The following is an 18,759-nucleotide window of genomic DNA, read 5'->3' as shown; positions in this document are numbered from 1 at the left end:
CCGTGCGCTGAACCTGGTGTTCCTCACCGGCTTCGCGCTGTTCGCGCACGTCAGCGCGACGGCCTTGGCGTGCATCCTCGGGATCGGCCTGGTGGGCGTCACGATGAACCCGGCGATGGGCGTGCGGGTGCAGCGGGCAGGCAACGTCGGCCCGCTGGTCACACGATCACGGCTCGTTCGTCACCGGCGGGGCCATCGTCAGCTCCGCCGTCGGCGCGCTCCCGATCGACGGGTTCGGGCTGCGTGCGCCGCCCTGGCTCGGGGCCGGGCTCGCGCTGCTCGGGATCCTGACGCTGGTGCCCGACCTCGCCCGGCCGGCATCCCGGACGTGCGTCAGGGCCAGGTCGTGGCCTGAGCGCCGCCTTCCGGCGGTGCCTGTCGGTCAGGCCACGCAATCGTCGAGGCGGGCACGGATCTCGGCGGTGCTGAACTCCTCGTCCACGGTGATGTCCGAGCCGAGGTCCGCGAGGATCTCCAGCGCGGCCTGCCAGTGCCGGCGTGCCTCCCCCCGCCGGCCCAGCGCGAGGTGGGCGCGGGCGATGCCGTCGTGGGAACGGGCCTGGTCGATGGGTTGTCCGAGGTCGGTGGCGAGCTCGAGGGCCCTGCTGTGGCGGGCCAGTGCCTGCTCGACCCGCCCTGCGGCGCAGTCGAGCCGTCCCGTTCCGTCCAAGGCCTCGAACACGCCGTTGACGTTGCTCAACCGTTCGGCCAGGCGGAGGCCCTCCGTGTAGGCGTCCTCGGCCGGTCCGTGGTGGCCCAGCACCCGGTGGACCCATGCCCGACCGAGCAGGGCGTGGAGTTCGCCGAGGGAGTTGCCGGTCTCACGAGCGAGCGCATGCGCCTGCTCGAAGAAGCCGGCCGCCCGCTCGTACCTGGTGCCGGGGTCGGACCCGTCGGGCGCAGCAGGCTCGCCTTGGGTCAGATGCAGCCAGCCGAGGCGGTACAGGGCGTCCGTTTCTCCGCTTCGGTGCGCGATCCGACGACTGATCTCGAGCGCCCGGCGGACGTGGTCGATGGCGGCCTCGTGGCCGCCCTGCAGGCTCGCGAGGAAACCGACGCCGAGCAGCGCGTCCACCTCGGCCCGGCGGTTGCCGATGGAGCGTGCGATGGCCAGCGCACTCCGGTAGTGGCCGGCCGCCACGGGGGTCCGGCCCCGCCGGCGGTCGACGTGGCCCAGGCTGGTGAGCACGTCCGCCTCGCCTGCCGCATCGCTGTTGCGGCGAGCGATGGTCAGCGCCTGCTGGTGCAGTACTTCCGCCTCGGCGTAGCGGTCCCGCGTGCGCAGATACCGATCCAGGGTGGTCGACAGGTGCACGGGGTGGCCGCGTGGGCAGAACTGGGCGGCATACCGGGCAGCGGTGAGCAGGTTGGGCAGTTCGAGGTCGAGCCACGCGGCGGCCTCGACCGGACCGGGGAAGTCGGGTGTCGGGGTGGCGGACGGGGGTGTCGGTGGGCGCCGTTCACGTTCGTAGGGGTACAGCACGTCCATCGCCACCGATGCGGTGTGGCTGTAGTAGTCGAACATCCGGCCGAACGCGGTCATGCGATCCGGCTCCTCGCGTTGCGCCGCCGCTGTGGCGTGGGAGCGGACCAGGTCGTGGAACGCGTACCTGCCCGGCACCAGCTCCTGCAACAGGTTCACGTCGAGCAGGTCGTCGAGCAGCCGCGCGGCTCGGCCCTCCGTGACGTCGACCAGCGCCGCGGCCACGTAGACGTCGAAGCTGGATTCCGGGAGGGGGCCGCACAACCGGTACGCGCGTTGCAGCTCGGGGTCGAGCTGCAGGTACGACATGTCCAGCGCCGCGGTGACGCTTCGCTCCCCCAGTTCCAGCTCGCCGAGCCGTTCCTGCCGATCACGTAGCCGCTCCAGCAGGTGCCCCACCGCCCACGTCGGACGCGACCGCAGCCGAGCGGCCGCGATCCGCAGAGCCAACGGCAGGCGCCCGCACAGCTCGACGACATCGTCGACCCCCGCGTCCTCGGCGTCGACCCCCGCGGAGCGTGCGAACAGCGCGACCGCATCCGGTTGCGGGAGCACATCCAACGAGACCGTCAGTGTGTGATCCAGCTCGACCAGCCGGCGTCTGCTGGTCACCAGGGCCAGCGATCCAGGGGTGGCCGGCAGCAGCGGACGCACCTGTGCCTCGCTGAGCACGTCGTCCAGCACGACCAGCATCTTCCGATCGGCCAGCCGGCTGCGGTACAACGCGGCCCGATCCTCCGTGTGCGCCGGGATCTGTTCCGCCGGCACTCCCAGCGCCCGCAGCAGCCGGTCCAGGGCCTCGCCCGGCTGGACGGGGTCCACACCCTGCGTGTAGCCGTGCAGGTTCAGGAAGAGCTGCCCGTCGGGGTACTCGCCCGACAACCGATGCGCAGCGTGCAGCGCCAGGGCGGTCTTCCCGATCCCGGCCATCCCGTCGATCGTCACGATCACCACCGAGCCCATGTCGTGAGCTCGTTCGAGATCACTCAGCTCCAGCGACCGGCCGGTGAACAGCGGAGGCGCCGCCGGCAACTGCCGCAGCACGGGCATCCCGACCCGCTCCGACGGCTCGCCGTGTGCCGGAGACGGCGAACACGGTCGGGCCGCCTCCGCCGGTTCGCCCCCGGCCGGTTGCGCATGTGCTGCGGCGGCAAGCTCCTCCAGCTGGGCCGGCCCCAGGTTCAACGCCTCGATCAGCCGGCGGAGCGTGAAACCCTGCGGCCGCATCGCCGCGCCCGTCTCCAACCGGCGGACCGTGCGCACGCTCAGCCCCGCCCGGTCGGCGAGCTGCTCCTGGGTCAGCAGCGCCCGCGCTCGCCAAGCCTGCAGCAGCGCTCCCACGCCGGCACCGCCGTCCGGCGGGGGAGAAGGGTTCGTGGTCACCCCCCACCCCAAACTCTCGATCGGGCCTCCAGCTCGTGATCTATGGCCCACCATATCTTCGGGCGCAGGTCACTGATCCATGCAAGGCAACGGCGAGATCCGGCTGCGCGACGTTCAACCCGGTCACCGAGGAAATCACGGCCATCAACGCGATGCAGACCGCGATCAGGATCGAGCGGCGCCGCCGCGCGTCCGTGACCGTCGGGCCGGTCCTCGAATCGGGGTCGACCGGCGTGAGGAGTTCGTGTCCACGGCGTCCTCACCGATGGCGCGCGGCAGCGACGCCGGAGCGGGAACGCTGCGGCGGTCAGGTCGGGGTGGTCGCGCGCTGTGCAGCGGCCAGTGCAGCGTCGGTGTCGGCAGCGGCGAGGTCCGCGTTCATGTGGGCGCCGGCCAGGGCTCCGGCCGCGGCGGAGGCGCCGACCTGCGCTGTCAGGTCGGTGGCGTTGCCCGCGACCCACACCCCCGGTACGGCAGTGGTGCCGGCCATGCCGCTCACGAGGCGGCGACCCATGCCGGCCGGCATGTCCTCCATCGGCAGCCGGAGGTCCTCGAGACCCTCGGTGCGGGCCAGCATCGTGGTGGCCACGGCCAGGATGCGCCGCGGTACGAGGTGCCCGTCGTCGAGTCGCACGCCGGTGATGCCGTCCTCGTCGGACTCGACGCCGGAGACCGGCGTGTCCACGATGCGGATGTTGCGGGCGGCGAAGCGGGCGCGGGTGTCGCGATCCAGGTCGGTGGCGCCGGTGAAGTACACGAGATCGTCGGTCAGCTGGCGGAAGAGCAGGGCGTGGTGGATCGAGGGCGGCCCCACCGCGAGGATGCCGATGGGCTCGTCCCGCACCTCCCAGCCGTGGCAGTACGGGCAGTGCACGAGACCGCGACCCCAGTGCCGGGCCAGGCCGGGGATGTCCGGGAGTACGTCGCGCAGTCCGGTGGCGACCAGCGTCCGGCGTGCGTGCACGGTGCTGCCGTCGGCCAACTGCACGATGAAGCCCGGGTCTCCTTCGCCGTGGTCGCCCGGGGACGCGGAGATCACCTCACCCGTGACGACCCGGCCCCCGTACCGGCGCACCTCCTCCCGCCCGCGGCGCAGCAACTCGGCGGGAGGTGTTCCGTCCATGCCGAGCAGGCCGTGTACGCCCTCGGCCGGCGCGTTGCGCGGGCTGCCACTGTCGATGACGACCACCGAGCGGCGGGAGCGAGCCAGCACGAGTGCGCCGTTGAGGCCTGCGGCTCCGCCGCCGATCACGACGACGTCGACGATGCCACCCGGCAGTGTGTCGGTGGTTTCCGCAGGCATGCCGCGCTCCTTCGCCTCGGAGGGGGTTCGCGAGATTCGAGCCACGTCGAGACGTTAACGCCGCTTGCCGGCCAGGCATACGATCCTGCTCATGACGCAAGAGGATGACGATCTGGACGGCCTGGTGCGCAAGCGCATCCGTGCCCTGCGGGTGGCGCAGGGCTGGTCGCTGGACGAGCTGGCCGCCCGCGCACGACTGAGCCCGTCCTCGCTCAGCCGGATCGAGAACGGCCACCGGCGTCTCGCTCTTGACCAGCTGGTCACCCTCGCGCGGGCTCTCGACACCTCGCTCGACCAGCTGGTCGAGACCGCCACCGACGACGTCGTGTCGCAACCGATGATCGACGGCACCCACGGGTTGATGCGGTGGCCGATCAGGTCGGAGCCCGGCATGATCGTCATGCGTCAGCGCCTGACCGATCCGCCACCGGACAACCCCGCCCGCATGCGCGCGCACCCCGGCCGCGAGTGGATCGTCGTCCTCTCCGGCACCGCCGTACTGCTACTGGGCCACCGCCGGTTCCGCGTCGAGACCAACCAGTCCGCGGAGTTCCCCACCATGCTCCCGCACGCGATCGGCGCCGAAGGCGGGCCGTGCGAAATCCTGGGCATCTTCGATCGGGACGCGCGGCGCGGGCATCGCGCCGACAAGGGCGCTCCACCTGGGTGAACGCCGTCGGCGGGTGCGCACTCCGTGCTCTGCGCCGGGTCCGTCATCCGGTCGGGGCGCTCCGCAGCCGTGGTTGCTCGCGCAGCAGCTCCACTGTCGCGAAGGTGAACTTCCACGTCGATGTTCCGCTCGACGCAGTCGACGACCGCTTGATCGGCGTGGTCTGCCCGGTGAACGTGCCCGTGCTCGTCGGGGAGTCGGGCGGCTCCGCGGCCATGCTCGACGCGCCGAGGCGGGGCACGTCGGCCGAGGAGACCCAGCAGTTCGTACGCGTCCTGATCGCGCACGATCAGCTCGCGTTCGACTCGGGGGCGGCCCCGCAGCGGCACCCCTCCCACGTCGTTCGGGACAGGGATGACGGGCAGAAGGAGCTGCGTCGCGTCGCTTTCGCCTGCTGACGCCGGGGGGCCCAGCTGTTTTGAACTGGGCATTACAGAACGTGTTAGGGTGCTCCCCGTGCCCCGACCCAGGACGTTCGACGAGGACAGTGCGGTCGATGCCGCGATGCGCACGTTCTGGGCCAACGGCTACGAGGCCACCACCACGGAGGACCTCTGCGCCGCCACCGGCCTTGGGCGCAGCAGCATCTACAACACGTTCACCAGCAAGCACGAGCTCTTCCGCAGGGCGCTGCTGCGCTACGTCGAGATGACCACGACCGCGCAGCTCGCCCTCGTCGAGGACGAACGACGCTCGCCGGTGGAGCGGCTGCGGGCCCTGTTCACGGCGGTGATCGACGGTGAGGTCGCCACGCGGCGGGACGGACGCAGCCTGGGCTGCCTCACCGTCAACACCACGGTGGAGCTCGCCGGTCGCGACCCGGAGGCCGCCGAGATCCTCGAGCGCGACAGCGGGCGGCGGGTCGCCGCGCTGCGCCTCGTCATCGGTGCCGGGCAGCGCGCCGGTGAGATCACGTCCGGGCGCGACCCGGAGGCGCTGGCCCGCTACCTGACCGCAGTGATCGGCGGGATGCGCGTGGCCGGTCAGGGTGGCGCGAGCCGAGCCGACCTGCAGTCGATCGCCGACGCCGCCATGGATGCCCTGACCGGCTGATCGTCGCACCCGCAGCGGGACGACGCTGCACGCCCAAGTTATGGATAGATCAGTACAAAATGAGGAGGAATCGTGCCCCGTGCCGTGTACGTGCTGGCCCTCGGCATCTTCGCCATGGTCACGAGCGAGTTCGTGGTCGCCGGGCTGATGCCGCAGATCGCGGTGGGCCTGGACGTCTCGATCCCCCAGGTCGGGTACCTGATCACCGCGTTCGCCGTTGCGATGGCCGTCGGCGGCCCCGTGTCGACGATGCTGGTCGTGCGGCTGCGCCCGAAGCCGGCGTTGCTGCTGCTGTTCGGGCTCTTCCTCGCCGGCAACGTGGCGGCGGCCACCGCATCCGGCTACCCGATGATGCTGCTCGCGCGCCTGGTCAGCGGTGCAGCGTCGCAGGCGTTCTTCGGCGTCGCGATGTCGGTCTGCGCCGTGCTCGTTGCACCCGAGGTGCGCGGCAGGGCGATGTCGGTCGTCCTGAACGGGCTCATGCTGGGCACGCTGCTCGGGTTGCCGCTGGCCACGTTCGTCGGTGAGGCGTACGGGTGGCGCGCGGCGTTCTGGGCGATCTCGGCGCTCACGGTGTTCGCGGCGCTGTGCACGGTCGGTGGGGTACCCGCACTCGGGAAGATCGCGAGCGGCCCGCTGCGCCAGGAGATGGCCGTCTTCCGTCGGCGCAGGCTCTGGCTGAGGCTGTCCACCAGCCTGCTGGTGATCGGGGCGACCTTCTCCGCGTTCACCTTCCTCAACCCGATCCTCACCGGGATCAGCGGCTTCACCACGGGCGCCGTCCCGCTGCTGCTGGTGGCGTACGGCGCCGCCACCGTCGTGGGGAACACGATCGTCGGGCGCCTCGCCGACCGGCACGCGCTCACCGTGCTGCTCTGCGGGCTCACGCTGAACCTCGCGTTCCTCGCAGGGTTCGCGCTGTTCGCACACGTCGGCGCGGCGGCGGTGGTGTGCATGCTCGGGGTCGGGCTGGTCGGCGTGACGATGAACCCGGCGATGGTCGTGCGGGTGCAGCGCGCCGGGAACGTCGGGCCGCTCGTCAACACGATCCACGGCTCGTTCATCACCGGCGGCGTCATGGTGAGCTCGGCCGCCGGCGGGCTCGCGATCGACGGCTTCGGCCTGCGCGCGCCGCTGTGGCTCGGGGCGGGGCTCGCGTTGCTCGGGATCCTCACGCTCGTGCCCGACCTCGTCCGGAGGGCCGCGCCACGGGCGCAGCACGACGCGGTTGTGGCCCGGGTGGGGAGCTAGGTGCCACACTACGGCGTGGCTGACGTCGGGCCGCTCGTCGCGACGGAGCGCCGGGCGCTGGCTGACTTCCTCGACACGCTGGCGCCCGCAGACTGGGATACCCCGTCCCTGTGCCCCGCGTGGCGGGTGCGGGACGTCGTGGCGCACATCGTGCACGGCCCCACCGAACCGCACGCCGCGACCCTTCTCGCCGTGGCGCGCGGCGGGTTCCGGGTCAACCGCGTGGTGGCCGAGACCGCGCGCCGGTGGGGACAGCAGGAGCCGGCCGCGCTGGTCCGGCGCCTCCGGGAGATCGTCGACGACACGCGCTCGCCGGTGTTCGTCACGGGCACCCACGTGCTCGCCGACCTCGTCGTGCACGAGCTCGACATCCGCAGGCCGCTCCGCCGAACCCGGCCCATGACGCCGGAGGCGTTCCGGATCACCGCGGACCTGATGGTGGGGACCGGTGGCCCACTCGCTGTCGTGTTCGCCCACCCCCCGCGCCGAACGGTTCGGGGCCTGCGCCTCGTCGCGGAGGACCTCGACTGGTCCCACGGTGAGGGGCCCGAGGTGCACGGGTCGGCCGAGGCCCTGCTCCTGGCGATGACGAGCCGCCCGGTCGAACGGGGCGAGCTGACGGGGCCCGGGGCGTCGACGCTCCTCGATCGGCTCTCGCACGCCCGCCGTGACCACGTTTGATCTCCCCGGCGAGCTCGAACAGCACCTCTCGTACGAGGAGGAGTAGTTGGTTCCCGCGCTGGACGCGGTCCTACGCTGATCTCGTGACGGGGGACGTGCTGATCCGCCAGCTCGAGTACCTCGTCGCGCTGGCCAGGGAGCGGCACTTCGGGCGGGCCGCGCAGGCCTGCCACGTGAGCCAGCCCGCCCTGTCTGCCGCGATCCGCAGGCTGGAGCACGAGCTGGACGTCCCGATCGTGCTGCGCGGACAGCGCTTCGGCGGGTTCACCGCCGAGGGGCAGCGGGTCGTGGGATGGGCGCACCGCATCCTCGCCGAGCGGGACGGGTTGCGCAGCGACGTCGACCGGATGCGCGGTGGGCTCAGCGCCACGCTGCGGATCGGGGCCATCCCCACCGCCGTACCGGCGACGCCGCTGATCACGGCGCGGTTCGAGGCCGCGCACCCACGGGCGCGCGTGCGGATCGAGGCGCTGTCGTCCCGGGAGATCGCGCGCCGGCTCGCCGACTTCGAGCTCGACGTGGGCTTCACCTACCTCGACGACGAGTCCGCTGCGTCGATGCGCGTGGTGCAGCTGTACCGGGAGCGCTTCCTGCTCCTCATGCCCGCCGACCACCCGCTGGCCCGGCAGCGGGTGGTGGAGTGGGCCGCGGCGGCGGAGCTGCCGCTCTGCGCCCTCACGCCGGACATGCGCAACCGGCGGATCCTCGACGCGGCGATGGCGACGGCGGGCACCCGGCTGGCGCCGGTGGTGGAGACCGACAACGTCGGCGCGTTATACGCGCACATCGCGACGCGCGGGCTGTCGAGCATCGTGTCGCACGCGTGGGTGCACGCGTTCGGGGTGCCGGCGGGGAGCTGCGTCCGTCCGCTGGCCGACCCCAACCCGAACCCCCCGGTCGGGCTCGTCGCGTTGCCGCGGGAGCCCTCGTCGATCCTCGTGGACGGGGTGTGGACCGTGATGGAGGGCGCCGACCTCTCCGCGGAGTTCGAGCGCTCGCTGGCCGGGGTGCTCGAGCCGGAGGGCTAGGCCTCGAACGCGCGTTCGGATCCTTCCACGGGGTTGTCCACAGGGTGTGGGTGGATGGCTGGACGGAGGGAGTGCGTGAGGATGGGGCCATGACGAGCGTTCGTTGGGGAGTGGTGGGTCCGGGCCGCATCGCGGCGAAGGTCGTGCGCGACTTCGTGCACATGCCGGACGCCGAGGTGGTCGCGGTGGCGTCGCGGTCGGCCGAGCGGGCACGGGCGTTCGCCGACGCCAACGGGATCGTGCGGGCACACGACTCGTACCGCGCGATCGTCGACGACGCCGACGTGGACGCGCTCTACATCGCCACCCCGCACCCCCAGCACCGCGCCGTGGCGCTCGCCGCGATCAAGGCGGGCAAGGCGCTGCTGGTGGAGAAGGCGTTCACGGTCACCCCGGCCGCCACCAGGGAGATCGCGACGGCTGCTCGCGACGCGGGGGTGTTCGTGATGGAGGCGATGTGGACCCGCTTCCAGCCCGCGATCGTCCGGCTGCGGGAACTGCTGGCGGACGGCGCGATCGGCGAGGTGCGCGGCGTGCAGGGCGAGCTCGGGGTGAACGCGCCGACCGACCCGCAGGACCGGTTCTACAACCCGGCGATCGGCGGGGGTGCGCTGTTCGACCTCACGGTCTACCCGGTCTCGTTCGCGCAGATGGTGCTCGGCACGCCGGACACGGTCGTCGCCCACGGCGTACTGGCGCCGTCCGGCGTGGATGTGGAGGAGGCCGTGCTCCTCGGCTGGGCCGATGGGCGCACGGCGTCACTGTTCACCTCGCTGCGCTGCGCCACGCCGGGCCAGATGCGGGTGTACGGCACGGAGGGCTGGATCGACGTCCTGCCCCGGTTCCACCACCCCGACGCGATCGTGCTCCACCGCACGGGCCGCGAGCCCGAGGAGATCATGCGCCCGCACACCGGCGGCGGGTACGTGCACGAGCTGCGCGAGGTCACCGACGGCGTGCTCGCGGGCCGGACGGAGAGCGCGGTGATGCCGCTGGCCGACACGATCGCCGTGCAGGACGCGCTGGGCGCGATGGCCGACCAGCTGGGCATGCGGCCGCAGGAGGGCCCCGCCGAGCTGGACGGGTGAGGGCGAGCGGTCAGGCCCGGTCGCGCCAGTCGATGGCCTCGCAGGCGGCGACCACCGGCCACGCGACGACCGCGCCGGCCACCCAGAGCGGACCGCAGGCGACGAGGGCGAGTCGGCCCCGAGTACGCAGGGCGCGCAGGTCGTGGCGGAACGCCGCGGTGACCGTGGGACCTTCGAACCCGGTGAGCACGATGAGCAGGACCGCGCCCACGACGAGGTAGACCATCACGAGCGGCGTCACCATCAGCGGGCCTCCATGCGGGCCGCCGCGGCCAGGATGGAGGCGGCGAGCGCGCGGGCGTCGTCCGGGTCGTCCAGGGTGCGGCCGGGGACAACCAGGATCCCGCCACCGAGCAGGTGGACGCCGCCCGCCCACGTCTGCTTGTACGGGGCCCCCTCGGCGTACCCGGCCGGCCGGATCGGTTCCGGCAGCTCGACGATCGCGCGCACCGGTTCGTACGGGCGCTGGTCGCTCGCCAGGCGCAGGGGGGTCACCCGGCCTCCCCTGGCAGCTCCACCCAGCAGGGACAGCAGCCGTGCCCCGCGCCGGAGTGGGTGAGGGGTGCCGCGCTGGGGGAGAGCGCGGCACCCCTCGGCCTTCCGAGGAGACGCCGGCTGAGGCGGAGCAGGCGGCGGATCGGGTCGGTGTGGAGGGCGGCCGGTACGGGCATCGGGGCTCCGATCGGGATCGGGCTGCGCGGAGTCGGATCGCGTTGTGTTCGCGAGGCCGCCCGGGACGCAACGGAGTGGCCGGTCCGTGGGGCGGCGGCCGGTCATCACGCCACCCGGCGGACGTGGGGGGCGGGGTGGAGAGCGGCGAGGACCTGGCGCACGACGGCGCGCCGGTCGTCCTCGTCGGCGCACGACTCCCAGTCGATCAGGGCGGCGATCCGGGCGACCAGGTCCTGGTCACCCGGATCGACCGGCCCCGTGACGGGGAGGCGGACGATGTGGTACCCCCTGGAGTCCAGCCACGACGCGATGTGGGGCGGGGCCAGGGTGGCGGGAGCCTTGTTCGTGCCGTTGGCGAGGAAGTAGTCGGTCATCGCGCTACTGATCACTGCCGCCGTGTTCACGTTTCAAGCGTGACGGCTCGGAGGGCGCGCGTCGTCAGGGCTCGCGGCCATCTCCGGTACCGGCTGGCCGGAACCCGGGCTCACGTCAACCTCACCTTCCGGCTACCTTCAATGTGCGCCGGTTGCGCCGCTGCGATCCTTTGCCCGTGGGGCGGTGCATGATCGTGGACGACAACGAGCGATTCCTCGCGGTCGCTCGGGATCGCCTCGTGCGCGACGGGATGGACGTCGTCGGCACGGCCACCTCGCAGAAGGAGGCCCTCCAACTGGCGGAGGAGCTGCATCCCGACGTCGTCCTCGTCGACATCAGCCTGGGCACCGAGAGCGGCTTCGAGGTCACCAGGCGCCTCGTGGCGGACTTCCCGGATCTCGCGTCCCGCGTCGTCCTCATCTCCACCCGCGACCAGGACGACTTCGCCGAGCTGATCGCGGCGAGCCCGGCCGCGGGTTTCCTGCCGAAGAACCTCCTCTCCGGGCGCGCCGTGTGCGACCTCGTGCCAGCCGGGGACTGCTGATCGTCGCCCCGACCCGGTAGCTTTCTGGCCGGGAGCGGATGACGATGGCAGATGCCCGGGTCGCACCCGTGCTGCGCCGCTGGTTCGGTGGCTTGCTCGTGGGTGCAGTGCTGGTGGCTGCCGCATCCGGGCTGATCGCGCTCCTCGAGCCGTCCGTGCCGCAGCTCGCCGGCCTTCCGTCGGTGTACCTGCTCGCCGTGCTACCGGTCGCCGTCCGGTGGGGAACGGGCCCCGGGCTCGCCACCGCGGCGGCGAGCATCGCGGCGTTCGCGTACCTGTTCGTCCCGCCGCGGGGTTCGATCACGATCGCCGACGCCCGGTACGGCATCACGCTGGGGTTCTTCATGGTCACCGGGATGGCCGTAGCCTGGCTGGCCGCCCGCACGCGCCGGGAGGGGGGCGAGTCCGCCCGGCTCTCGCTCGAGCAGGCGGGGCTGCGCCGGGTGGCCACGCTGGTGGCAGGCGGCGCGCAGCCGCGGGAGGTCTTCGCCGCCGTCAGCGACGAGACGGCCCGGCTCCTCGAGCCCGACCTGACGACGCTGGTGCGCTTCGAGCCCGACGGCGCGGCCACGTTCCTCGCGGGTGCCGGCTGGCGGGGCCCGGGGATGGCCGTCGGCCGCACCATGCCCGTGCCCCCGTCCCTCGAGCCGTTGCGCGACGGGTCCGTGGTGCGCATCGACGACCTGCGGCAGCGCCCGGACATGTCCGAGACGGTCGAGAAGCAGGGTCTGCTGGGGGTCGTCGGCTGTCCGATCGTCGTCGAGGGCCGGGTGTGGGGCGCGTTCGGGGTGGGATCGCGCGCAGGCGCCTTCCCGGCCTCGACGGAACGGCGGCTCGTCGACTTCACCGAGCTCATCGGCGTCGCGATCGCGAACGCCGAGAGCCGCGCCGAGATCGGGCGGCTCCTCGACGAGCAGGCCGCGCTGCGCCGGGTGGCCACGCTGGTGGCGCGCGGGGTCGCATCCGAGCGGGTCTTCGGCACGGTGACCGACGAGATCGGCCGGTTGCTCGGCGCCGACGTCGCGGTCCTGATGCGCCTCGAGCCCGACGGTGTGACGACCGTCGTGGCTAGAACGGGCCGTCTGGACGAGATGCCGGTGGGGAGTCGGTGGGAGCTCGATCCCCACCTGGCCGCAGCGGAGGTGCTGCGGACCGGAAGACCGGCCCGTCGCGACGACTTCCGGGACGTCGAGGGTGCGTTCGGCGACATGGTCGAGCGGATCGGGACGAGTTCGTCGGTCGCGATCCCGATCGTCGTCGAGGGGCGGCTCTGGGGTGTGCTCGGCGTGGGCAGCAAGGGGGAGCGCTTCCCGGCCGACACCGAGGGCCGCGTCGCCGGGTTCACCGACCTCGTGGGCACCGCGGTCGCGAACGCGGAGCGCCGGGCCCAGGTCGCTCGTCTGCTGGAGGTGCAGGCGGCGCTGCACCGGGTGGCCACGCTGGTGGCACGCGAGGCCACGCCCGACGAGGTGGTGCCGGCCGTCACGGAGGAGGTTCGGCGAACCCTCGACGCCGATGCCGCACTCGTGGCCCGGCTGGATCCGGACGGGCAGTGCACGATCGTCGCCCAGCACGGCTCCCACCCGCCCGAGCTGCACGTGGGCCGGCGTTGGACGCCCGACGCGGGCCTGGCGATGGCCGAGGCCCTGCGGACGGGGCGGCCGGCCGTGCGCGACGGCTACTCGAGCCAGCCGCTCGCCGAGGGGGACGCCGAGATCATCCGCGCCATGGGTGTCAGCCACGCGATCGCGTTCCCGATCGTGGTCGACGGGAACGTCTGGGGCGCTATGGGCGTGGCACGCACCCGGGACGAGCGGTTCCCCCCGGACGTCGCGGAGCGCGTCCCGGGCTTCGCCGAACTGCTCTCCACGGCGCTGCGCAACAGCGAGAACCGCGCCCAGACCCGCCGCCTGCTCGAGGAGCAGGCGGCCCTGCGGCGGGTGGCGACGGTCGTTGCGCAGGGCCGATCGGCGCAGGAGGTGTTCACGACGGGTGCCGACGAGATCGCTGCCTTGCTCGGCACCGACGTGGTGCTGCTGTTCCGGTTCGACGGGGAGGCCGGCGAGGCGGCGACGCTCATGGGACTCAGCGGATGGGCGGACGGACAGGTCGGCCGCACCATGCCGACCAACCGGGAGGCGATCAAGGTCTTCCGGTCGGGCGAGCCGCTCCGCCTCGACGACATCGCCGCGATGCCGGAGGCGATCGACGCGCTCGACGGATCCGGCGTCGCTGCGTGCGTCGTCGCCCCGGTCGTCCTCGGGGACCGGGTGTGGGGTGTGGTGGTCGCAGGCTCCCGCGACGGCGCGCTTCCGGCCGGGTCCGAGCAGCGGCTCGCCGGCTTCGCCGAGCTCATCGGCACAGCGATCGCGAACACCGAGGACCGGCGCGAGATCGTTCGCCTGCTGGCGGAGCAGGGTGCGCTGGAGCAGGTGGCCACGCTCGTCGCCACCGGGCCGACCCCGGCCGAGGTGTCCCGGGTGGTCGCCGAGGTGGTCCGCGAGCTCCTCGGAGCGAGCGACGCGGGCGTGTGCCGCTTCGACCCCGACGGCGCCTCCGTCCTGCTCGCCGGGGCCGGGGAGCACCTCGGGCAGTGGCCCATGGGCACCCGATGGCCGCTCGACGACGTCGACAGCAGCTCCGAGGTGTGGCGCACCGGGCGGCCCGCCCGGCTCGTCGGCGACCACGTCGCGGCGCGGCTGCGCCGGATGGGCGTGCACTCGGTGGTCGCCTGCCCCGTCACGGTGGACGGGCGGCGCTGGGGCGCCGTGACGGCGTGGTCGACGGGAACCTCGCTACCGGCCGACGCGGAGCAGCGGATGGCCCGCTTCACCGATCTCGTCGCGATGGCCATCGGCAACGCCGACAACCAGGCCCAGCTGGCCGCGTCCCGGGCCCGGGTCGTCGCCGCGTCCGACGACGCGCGCAGGCGCATCGAACGGGACCTGCACGACGGTGCCCAGCAGCGGATCGTCTCGCTCGGCCTGGAGCTGCGCGTCGTCCAGTCGGGTGTGCCCGACGAGCTGCCCGAGGTGCGGGACGGGCTCGGACGGATCATCGAGGAGCTCGGCCAGCTGCTCGACGAGCTGCGCGAGACCGCACGGGGCATCCACCCGGCGATGCTGGCCGAGGGCGGGTTGCAGCCCGCCCTGCGCACGCTGGCGCGCCGCTCCCCCGTGCCGGTCGAGCTCGACGTCGCGACGGACGCCCGGTACCCGGCGCCGGTCGAGGTGGCGGCGTACTACGTGCTGTCGGAGGCGTTGACCAACGCGGCGAAGCACGCGGCGGCCTCGCACGTCGCCGTCTCGCTCGCCGAGCGGGAGGGCACCCTGCGGCTCTCGGTGCGCGATGACGGGGCAGGCGGGGCCGATCCACACGGTGGCTCCGGCCTGGTCGGCCTGCGGGACCGCGTGGAGGCGCTCGGCGGGGCCATCGAGGTCGAGAGCCCGAGGGGCACGGGGACGACGGTTGCGGTCACCTTCCCCATCGACGGGCGCGGCTCGCTCACCGCTTCTCGAGGTAGGTGAGCACTGCGAGCACCCTGCGGTGGTCGTCGTCGGTGTCGGACAGGCCCAGCTTCGTGAGGATGCTGCGCACGTGCTTCTCGACGGTGCCCTCGGTGATCCACAGCCGGCGGGCGATCCCGGCGTTGGACCGGCCCTCGGCCATCAGCGAGAGCACGTCGCGCTCCCGCTCGCTGACCACCGCCAGTGGGTCGTTGCGTTTGCGGGCGGTGACCAGCTCCTGCACGAGCGCCGGGTCGACGACCGAACCGCCCCTTGCGATCCGCTCGAGGGTCTCGATGAACTCGGCCACGTCGCTGACCCGGCTCTTGAGCAGGTAGCCGATCCCCCGGCCGCTGGCCAGCAGCTCCATGGCGTGGTCGACCTCGGCGTGCGCGGACAGGACCAGGATGCCGACCTGCGGCCAGTCCCGGCGGATCTCCTTGGCCGCGTCCAGCCCCTCGGTGCTGTGTGCCGGCGGCATCCGGATGTCGACGATCACCAGCTCGGGATCGGTGTCCCGCACCAGCTCCAGGAGTCGCGCAGCGTCCCCGGCCTGGCCGACGACCTCGAACCCGCTCCGATCGAGCAGGCTGGCCAGCCCCTCCCGGAGCAGGACGTCGTCATCGGCAACGACAACCCGCACCGCGGTCATGCCGCGATTATCGGCGCCCGCGTCCGGACTGCCCACACTGAGGCTGAGCTGTGTCCATTCGGCGATCCCTCACTCGGCCGTCCGCTCGTCCGTCGGCTGCTCCTGCCCCCGCCGCGCGACGAGCGCCGTCAGCGCAGCGGCCGCGAGGCAGGCCACCGCTCCGAGCGCGAGGCCGGCCCGTCCGCCGAACTGCTGGCTGACGAAGCCCGCGATCGGGCCGCCGATCGGCGTCGAGCCCAGGAACGCCACGGCCCACAGCGCCATGACGCGGCCCCGCATGCGCGGGTCCGCGGTCAGCTGGAGGGTGCTGTTGCCCGCGGACTGGAACGCCACGCTCGCCGCTCCGACGAGCCCCATGCCGAGCAGCGCGAAGCCGAGGGTCGGGGCGAGCGCGGTGGCGAGCATCGCCAGGCCGAACGCCGCCGCGGAGGCGGCCAGGGCCCACAGCCCGGTGCGGCCCCACGCGGCCATGCACAGTCCGCCGATCACGGCGCCGACGCCCATGGCGGCCGTCAGGAAGCCGTAGGTGCTGGCGTCGCCGGCGAACGTCTCGCTGGCGACGATCGGGAGCACCACCTGGAACTCGAATGCGAGGCACCCGACCAAGGCCATCACCAGCAGGGGCACCGCGAGCCCCGGTGTGCGGCGGACGTAGTCGAAGCCCTCCCGCAGCTGGCCGGGCGCGCGGGGAGCGGGCGTCGTCGGGGTGAGGGCGGCGAGGTCGAGCCGCAGCAGGGAGGCGATGACCGCGGCGAAGCTGACCGCGTTGAGCAGGAAGCAGAGGGCGATGCCCCCGGTGGCGATCACGATCCCCGCGAAGGCGGGCCCGACCGCGCGGGCGACGTTCACGAGCACCGAGTTGAGGCTGACCGCGTTGCGCAGGTTGACCGGCCCAACCAGTTCGAGCACGAACGTCTGTCGTGCCGGGTTCTCCAGGCTGCTGACGGCGCCCAGCCCGAAGGCGAGCGCGTAGACGTGCCACAGCTGGACCGAACCGGTGGCGACCAGCGCGCCCAGCACGAGGGCCTGCGCGCCCATGGCGGACTGCAGGCCGATCATCAGCCTGCGTTTGTCGAGGCGGTCGACGACCACGCCGCCGTAGGGCCCGAAGAGCAGGATCGGCAGCGTCTGCAGCGCGACGACCAGCCCCACGGCGGTGGCCGAGCCGGTGAGCTGCAGGACCAGCCAGGACTGGGCGATCGTCTGCATCCAGGTGCCGGCCATCGAGACGGCCTGGCCGGTCATGAAGCGGCGGTAGTTCGGGGTGGAGAGGGAGGCGAAGGTCTGGCGGCGCAGTGCGTCGAGGGGGGCGAGCGCTCGCTCGCCGATCACTGCCATGTGGTCTCCGTATAGTTGCTTGCCAGTAGGCAACTATACTCCTTCTTCCATCCTCGTGCCCTGTCGATGTGATCGCGAGCCGTTCGTCGTCAGGGCATGAGCCTTCCCCAGGGAGACCTGCGCCTGCTCGACTCCGCGCCCGCTCGCCGGCTGCTGGCGTCGTCCATACCGGCCCGCCTCGCCCTCGTCTGGACCGACGGCACGCCGCGGGTGCTCCCGACCTGGTTCACCTGGACCGGTACCGAGATCGTGATGTGCACGTTCCTGGCCGGTCCCGGGGTGCGCCATCCGACTCGGCGGGTCGACGTGCTGCGGCGGAACCCGGACGTGGCAATCACGATCGACACCGACGACGCCGTACCGGACGTGCTGCTGATCAGGGGACGAGCGGTCGTGACGGAGGTCGACGGTCTCGCCGCCGAGCACGTCGAGGCGGCCCGGCGGTACCTCGGTGAGGAGGCGGCAGCGTCGTTCGTCGCGTCGGCCCAGCAGCCCGGCACCCGGACGGCCCGGATCGGGGTCCGCCCGAGCTGGGCCGGCCTGATCGACTTCGAGACCCGGCTGCCCAGCCCCCGCGGCGGGGTCCGGTAGCCACCCGCCGACGTCCGGTGGTCGAGTAGCGCCTCAGCGCGCGACCGGCCCCGTGCTCCCGCGCACGACGAGGTGCGTCGCCAGCTCCACGCGCCGCGGCGGGCCGGGCATGCCGTCGCCCGCGTCGAGGAGCAGGCGGACCGCTTCCGCGGCCATCCGGGCCAGCGGCTGGCGGACCGTCGTGAGCGGTGGGGTCGTCAGCTCGCTGAACGCGATGTCGTCGAAGCCCACGACGCTGAGGTCCTCCGGGATGCGCAGCCCGCGCGCCGCCGCCTCCTTGTAGACGCCGAAGGCCTGCATGTCGGAGCCGGCGAAGATCGCGGTCGGCGGGTCGGGCTGGTCGAGAACCGCGCGGGCGCCTGCCTGCCCGGCACCGGTGCGGAAGTCGCTGAAGTGCACGAGGCGTTCGTCAACGGGGATGCCGGCCCGGCCGAGCCCGGCGCGGTAGCCCTCCACCCGTTCCTGGCTGCACGCCAGCCGGGGGTGTCCGGAAAGCGCGGCGATCCGGCGGTGGCCGAGCGAGACGAGGTGCTCGACGGCCGAGAGGCCGCCAGCCCAGTTCGTGGCCCCGACCGTGGCGTAGGAGGGGTCGCTGCCGCCCACGGGATCGAGGAGCACCACTGGCGTGCGCAGCGCGGCGAGCTGCTCGACCGTTTCCGGGGCCGCCTCGCTGACCACCAGTACGAGCCCGTCGGAGCGGCGCGTGGCCAGCCGGTCGAGCCACCACCGGTCGCCTGCGGGCGCCCTTTCCGTCGACGTGACGACGATCTGGCTGCCGGCCTTGCGGGCCTCGGCCTCCGCGCCGCGCAGCACGTCGACGACCCATGGCGAGTCCAGGCCGGGCACGGCCATGTCGATCAGGCCGACCGGACGCTGCCCGCCGGACGTCCGGCGCTGGTACCCGCGGTCGATCATGACCTGCTGCACGCGCCTGCGTGTGGTCTCCGACACGTCCGCCCTGCCGTTGAGGACCTTCGAGACGGTGGGTACCGACACGCCCGCGGAAGCCGCGATCTCGGCGATCGTCACGCGACGGCTGGGCATCGCTGTCCTCCCCGGACGAACAAGTGGCTTGACGCGCGGCCGGCCCGAACCTACCGTCGGCGCCGCGAATCGCAAGTGTCGGAAACTTTCGGATCCG

At 72.9% G+C, this 18,759-nt stretch carries 18 protein-coding genes; 10 read left to right on the top strand and 8 right to left on the bottom strand.

Annotated elements, in window-relative coordinates:
* Positions 1 to 382: 382 nt before the first annotated feature.
* Both FB388_RS35620 and FB388_RS35615 read right to left on the bottom strand, forming a co-directional pair.
* On the bottom strand, positions 383 to 2,824 hold the full coding sequence (locus FB388_RS35620; protein WP_170225987.1) for an ATP-binding protein: 2,442 nt from the start codon (positions 2,822 to 2,824) through the stop codon (positions 383 to 385).
* A gap of 349 nt (positions 2,825 to 3,173) precedes the next feature.
* Positions 3,174 to 4,169, bottom strand: a complete 996-nt coding sequence (locus FB388_RS35615) for an NAD(P)/FAD-dependent oxidoreductase (protein WP_142107064.1) — start codon at positions 4,167 to 4,169, stop codon at positions 3,174 to 3,176.
* A gap of 91 nt (positions 4,170 to 4,260) precedes the next feature.
* On the opposite strand from FB388_RS35615, the gene FB388_RS35610 reads away from it, so the two are divergent.
* The 7 genes from FB388_RS35610 (at position 4,261) to FB388_RS35580 (ending at position 9,940) form a co-directional block, all read left to right on the top strand.
* Positions 4,261 to 4,839 carry a helix-turn-helix domain-containing protein gene (locus FB388_RS35610; protein ID WP_170225986.1) on the top strand — a complete coding sequence of 193 codons (579 nt, stop codon included), beginning with the start codon at positions 4,261 to 4,263 and terminating at the stop codon, positions 4,837 to 4,839.
* Between the two features lie 104 nt (positions 4,840 to 4,943).
* Complete coding sequence (locus FB388_RS35605) at positions 4,944 to 5,237, top strand: hypothetical protein (RefSeq protein WP_142107063.1); 294 nt, start codon at positions 4,944 to 4,946, stop codon at positions 5,235 to 5,237.
* A gap of 58 nt (positions 5,238 to 5,295) precedes the next feature.
* Complete coding sequence (locus FB388_RS35600) at positions 5,296 to 5,892, top strand: TetR/AcrR family transcriptional regulator (protein WP_170225985.1); 597 nt, start codon at positions 5,296 to 5,298, stop codon at positions 5,890 to 5,892.
* Positions 5,893 to 5,964: 72 nt separating this feature from the next.
* Complete coding sequence (locus tag FB388_RS35595) at positions 5,965 to 7,143, top strand: MFS transporter (RefSeq protein ID WP_142107062.1); 1,179 nt, start codon at positions 5,965 to 5,967, stop codon at positions 7,141 to 7,143.
* Between the two features lie 15 nt (positions 7,144 to 7,158).
* Positions 7,159 to 7,824 carry a maleylpyruvate isomerase family mycothiol-dependent enzyme gene (locus FB388_RS35590; RefSeq protein WP_170225984.1) on the top strand — a complete coding sequence of 222 codons (666 nt, stop codon included), beginning with the start codon at positions 7,159 to 7,161 and terminating at the stop codon, positions 7,822 to 7,824.
* 83 nt (positions 7,825 to 7,907) lie between these two features.
* Positions 7,908 to 8,852 carry a LysR family transcriptional regulator gene (locus tag FB388_RS35585; protein ID WP_142107060.1) on the top strand — a complete coding sequence of 315 codons (945 nt, stop codon included), beginning with the start codon at positions 7,908 to 7,910 and terminating at the stop codon, positions 8,850 to 8,852.
* Positions 8,853 to 8,941: 89 nt separating this feature from the next.
* On the top strand, positions 8,942 to 9,940 hold the full coding sequence (locus FB388_RS35580) for a Gfo/Idh/MocA family protein (RefSeq protein ID WP_142107059.1): 999 nt from the start codon (positions 8,942 to 8,944) through the stop codon (positions 9,938 to 9,940).
* A 10-nt stretch (positions 9,941 to 9,950) separates the two neighbouring features.
* Here the strand turns inward: FB388_RS35580 and FB388_RS35575 are convergent, their stop codons facing one another.
* From FB388_RS35575 to FB388_RS35565, 3 genes are all read right to left on the bottom strand, one after another.
* Positions 9,951 to 10,184 (bottom strand): hypothetical protein, encoded by a 234-nt coding sequence (locus FB388_RS35575; RefSeq protein WP_142107058.1) that lies wholly within the window; start codon positions 10,182 to 10,184, stop codon positions 9,951 to 9,953.
* The gene (locus FB388_RS35570; RefSeq protein ID WP_142107057.1) at positions 10,184 to 10,435 is read right to left on the bottom strand and encodes a hypothetical protein; all 252 of its coding nucleotides are present in this window, start codon (positions 10,433 to 10,435) and stop codon (positions 10,184 to 10,186) included. Before FB388_RS35570 ends, FB388_RS35575 begins: the two co-directional genes overlap by 1 nt.
* A 281-nt stretch (positions 10,436 to 10,716) precedes the next feature.
* Complete coding sequence (locus tag FB388_RS35565; protein WP_142107056.1) at positions 10,717 to 11,016, bottom strand: hypothetical protein; 300 nt, start codon at positions 11,014 to 11,016, stop codon at positions 10,717 to 10,719.
* Positions 11,017 to 11,180: 164 nt separating this feature from the next.
* On the opposite strand from FB388_RS35565, the gene FB388_RS35560 reads away from it, so the two are divergent.
* Both FB388_RS35560 and FB388_RS35555 read left to right on the top strand, forming a co-directional pair.
* On the top strand, positions 11,181 to 11,531 hold the full coding sequence (locus FB388_RS35560) for a response regulator (RefSeq protein ID WP_246122696.1): 351 nt from the start codon (positions 11,181 to 11,183) through the stop codon (positions 11,529 to 11,531).
* Positions 11,532 to 11,575: 44 nt separating this feature from the next.
* Entirely contained in the window at positions 11,576 to 15,058 is a 3,483-nt protein-coding gene (locus FB388_RS35555) for a GAF domain-containing protein (protein WP_170225983.1), read from the top strand.
* Here FB388_RS35555 and FB388_RS35550 read toward each other — a convergent pair.
* Together FB388_RS35550 and FB388_RS35545 are read right to left on the bottom strand one after the other, a co-directional pair.
* Positions 15,036 to 15,689 (bottom strand): response regulator, encoded by a 654-nt coding sequence (locus FB388_RS35550; RefSeq protein WP_142107053.1) that lies wholly within the window; start codon positions 15,687 to 15,689, stop codon positions 15,036 to 15,038. The genes FB388_RS35555 and FB388_RS35550 overlap by 23 nt on opposite strands.
* Positions 15,690 to 15,758: 69 nt before the next feature.
* Positions 15,759 to 17,027 carry an MFS transporter gene (locus tag FB388_RS35545; RefSeq protein ID WP_142107052.1) on the bottom strand — a complete coding sequence of 423 codons (1,269 nt, stop codon included), beginning with the start codon at positions 17,025 to 17,027 and terminating at the stop codon, positions 15,759 to 15,761.
* A gap of 96 nt (positions 17,028 to 17,123) precedes the next feature.
* Here FB388_RS35545 and FB388_RS35540 point away from each other — a divergent pair, with 96 nt between their 5' ends.
* A complete protein-coding gene (locus FB388_RS35540) occupies positions 17,124 to 17,618 on the top strand; it encodes a pyridoxamine 5'-phosphate oxidase family protein (protein ID WP_142107051.1) in 495 nt (164 codons plus the stop codon).
* A gap of 33 nt (positions 17,619 to 17,651) precedes the next feature.
* Here the strand turns inward: FB388_RS35540 and FB388_RS35535 are convergent, their stop codons facing one another.
* Entirely contained in the window at positions 17,652 to 18,662 is a 1,011-nt protein-coding gene (locus FB388_RS35535; protein WP_142107050.1) for a LacI family DNA-binding transcriptional regulator, read from the bottom strand.
* Positions 18,663 to 18,759: the final 97 nt, after the last annotated feature.

The organism is Pseudonocardia cypriaca (assembly GCF_006717045.1).
GTDB classification, from domain to species: Bacteria; Actinomycetota; Actinomycetes; order Mycobacteriales; family Pseudonocardiaceae; genus Pseudonocardia; species Pseudonocardia cypriaca.
Note: the sequence above shows the minus strand (reverse complement) of the source record. Positions and strands in the feature narration are given on the sequence as shown.

What these genes read in the sequence shown, in the direction of transcription:
- FB388_RS35545 (WP_142107052.1), bottom strand. Translation starts at nt 17,027, where the DNA reads ATGGCAGTGATCGGCGAGCGAGCGCTCGCCCCCCTCGACGCACTGCGC.
- FB388_RS35540 (WP_142107051.1), top strand. Translation starts at nt 17,124, where the DNA reads ATGAGCCTTCCCCAGGGAGACCTGCGCCTGCTCGACTCCGCGCCCGCT.
- FB388_RS35550 (WP_142107053.1), bottom strand. Translation starts at nt 15,689, where the DNA reads ATGACCGCGGTGCGGGTTGTCGTTGCCGATGACGACGTCCTGCTCCGG.
- FB388_RS35610 (WP_170225986.1), top strand. Translation starts at nt 4,261, where the DNA reads ATGACGCAAGAGGATGACGATCTGGACGGCCTGGTGCGCAAGCGCATC.
- FB388_RS35615 (WP_142107064.1), bottom strand. Translation starts at nt 4,169, where the DNA reads ATGCCTGCGGAAACCACCGACACACTGCCGGGTGGCATCGTCGACGTC.
- FB388_RS35580 (WP_142107059.1), top strand. Translation starts at nt 8,942, where the DNA reads ATGACGAGCGTTCGTTGGGGAGTGGTGGGTCCGGGCCGCATCGCGGCG.
- FB388_RS35555 (WP_170225983.1), top strand. Translation starts at nt 11,576, where the DNA reads ATGGCAGATGCCCGGGTCGCACCCGTGCTGCGCCGCTGGTTCGGTGGC.
- FB388_RS35575 (WP_142107058.1), bottom strand. Translation starts at nt 10,184, where the DNA reads ATGGTGACGCCGCTCGTGATGGTCTACCTCGTCGTGGGCGCGGTCCTG.
- FB388_RS35535 (WP_142107050.1), bottom strand. Translation starts at nt 18,662, where the DNA reads ATGCCCAGCCGTCGCGTGACGATCGCCGAGATCGCGGCTTCCGCGGGC.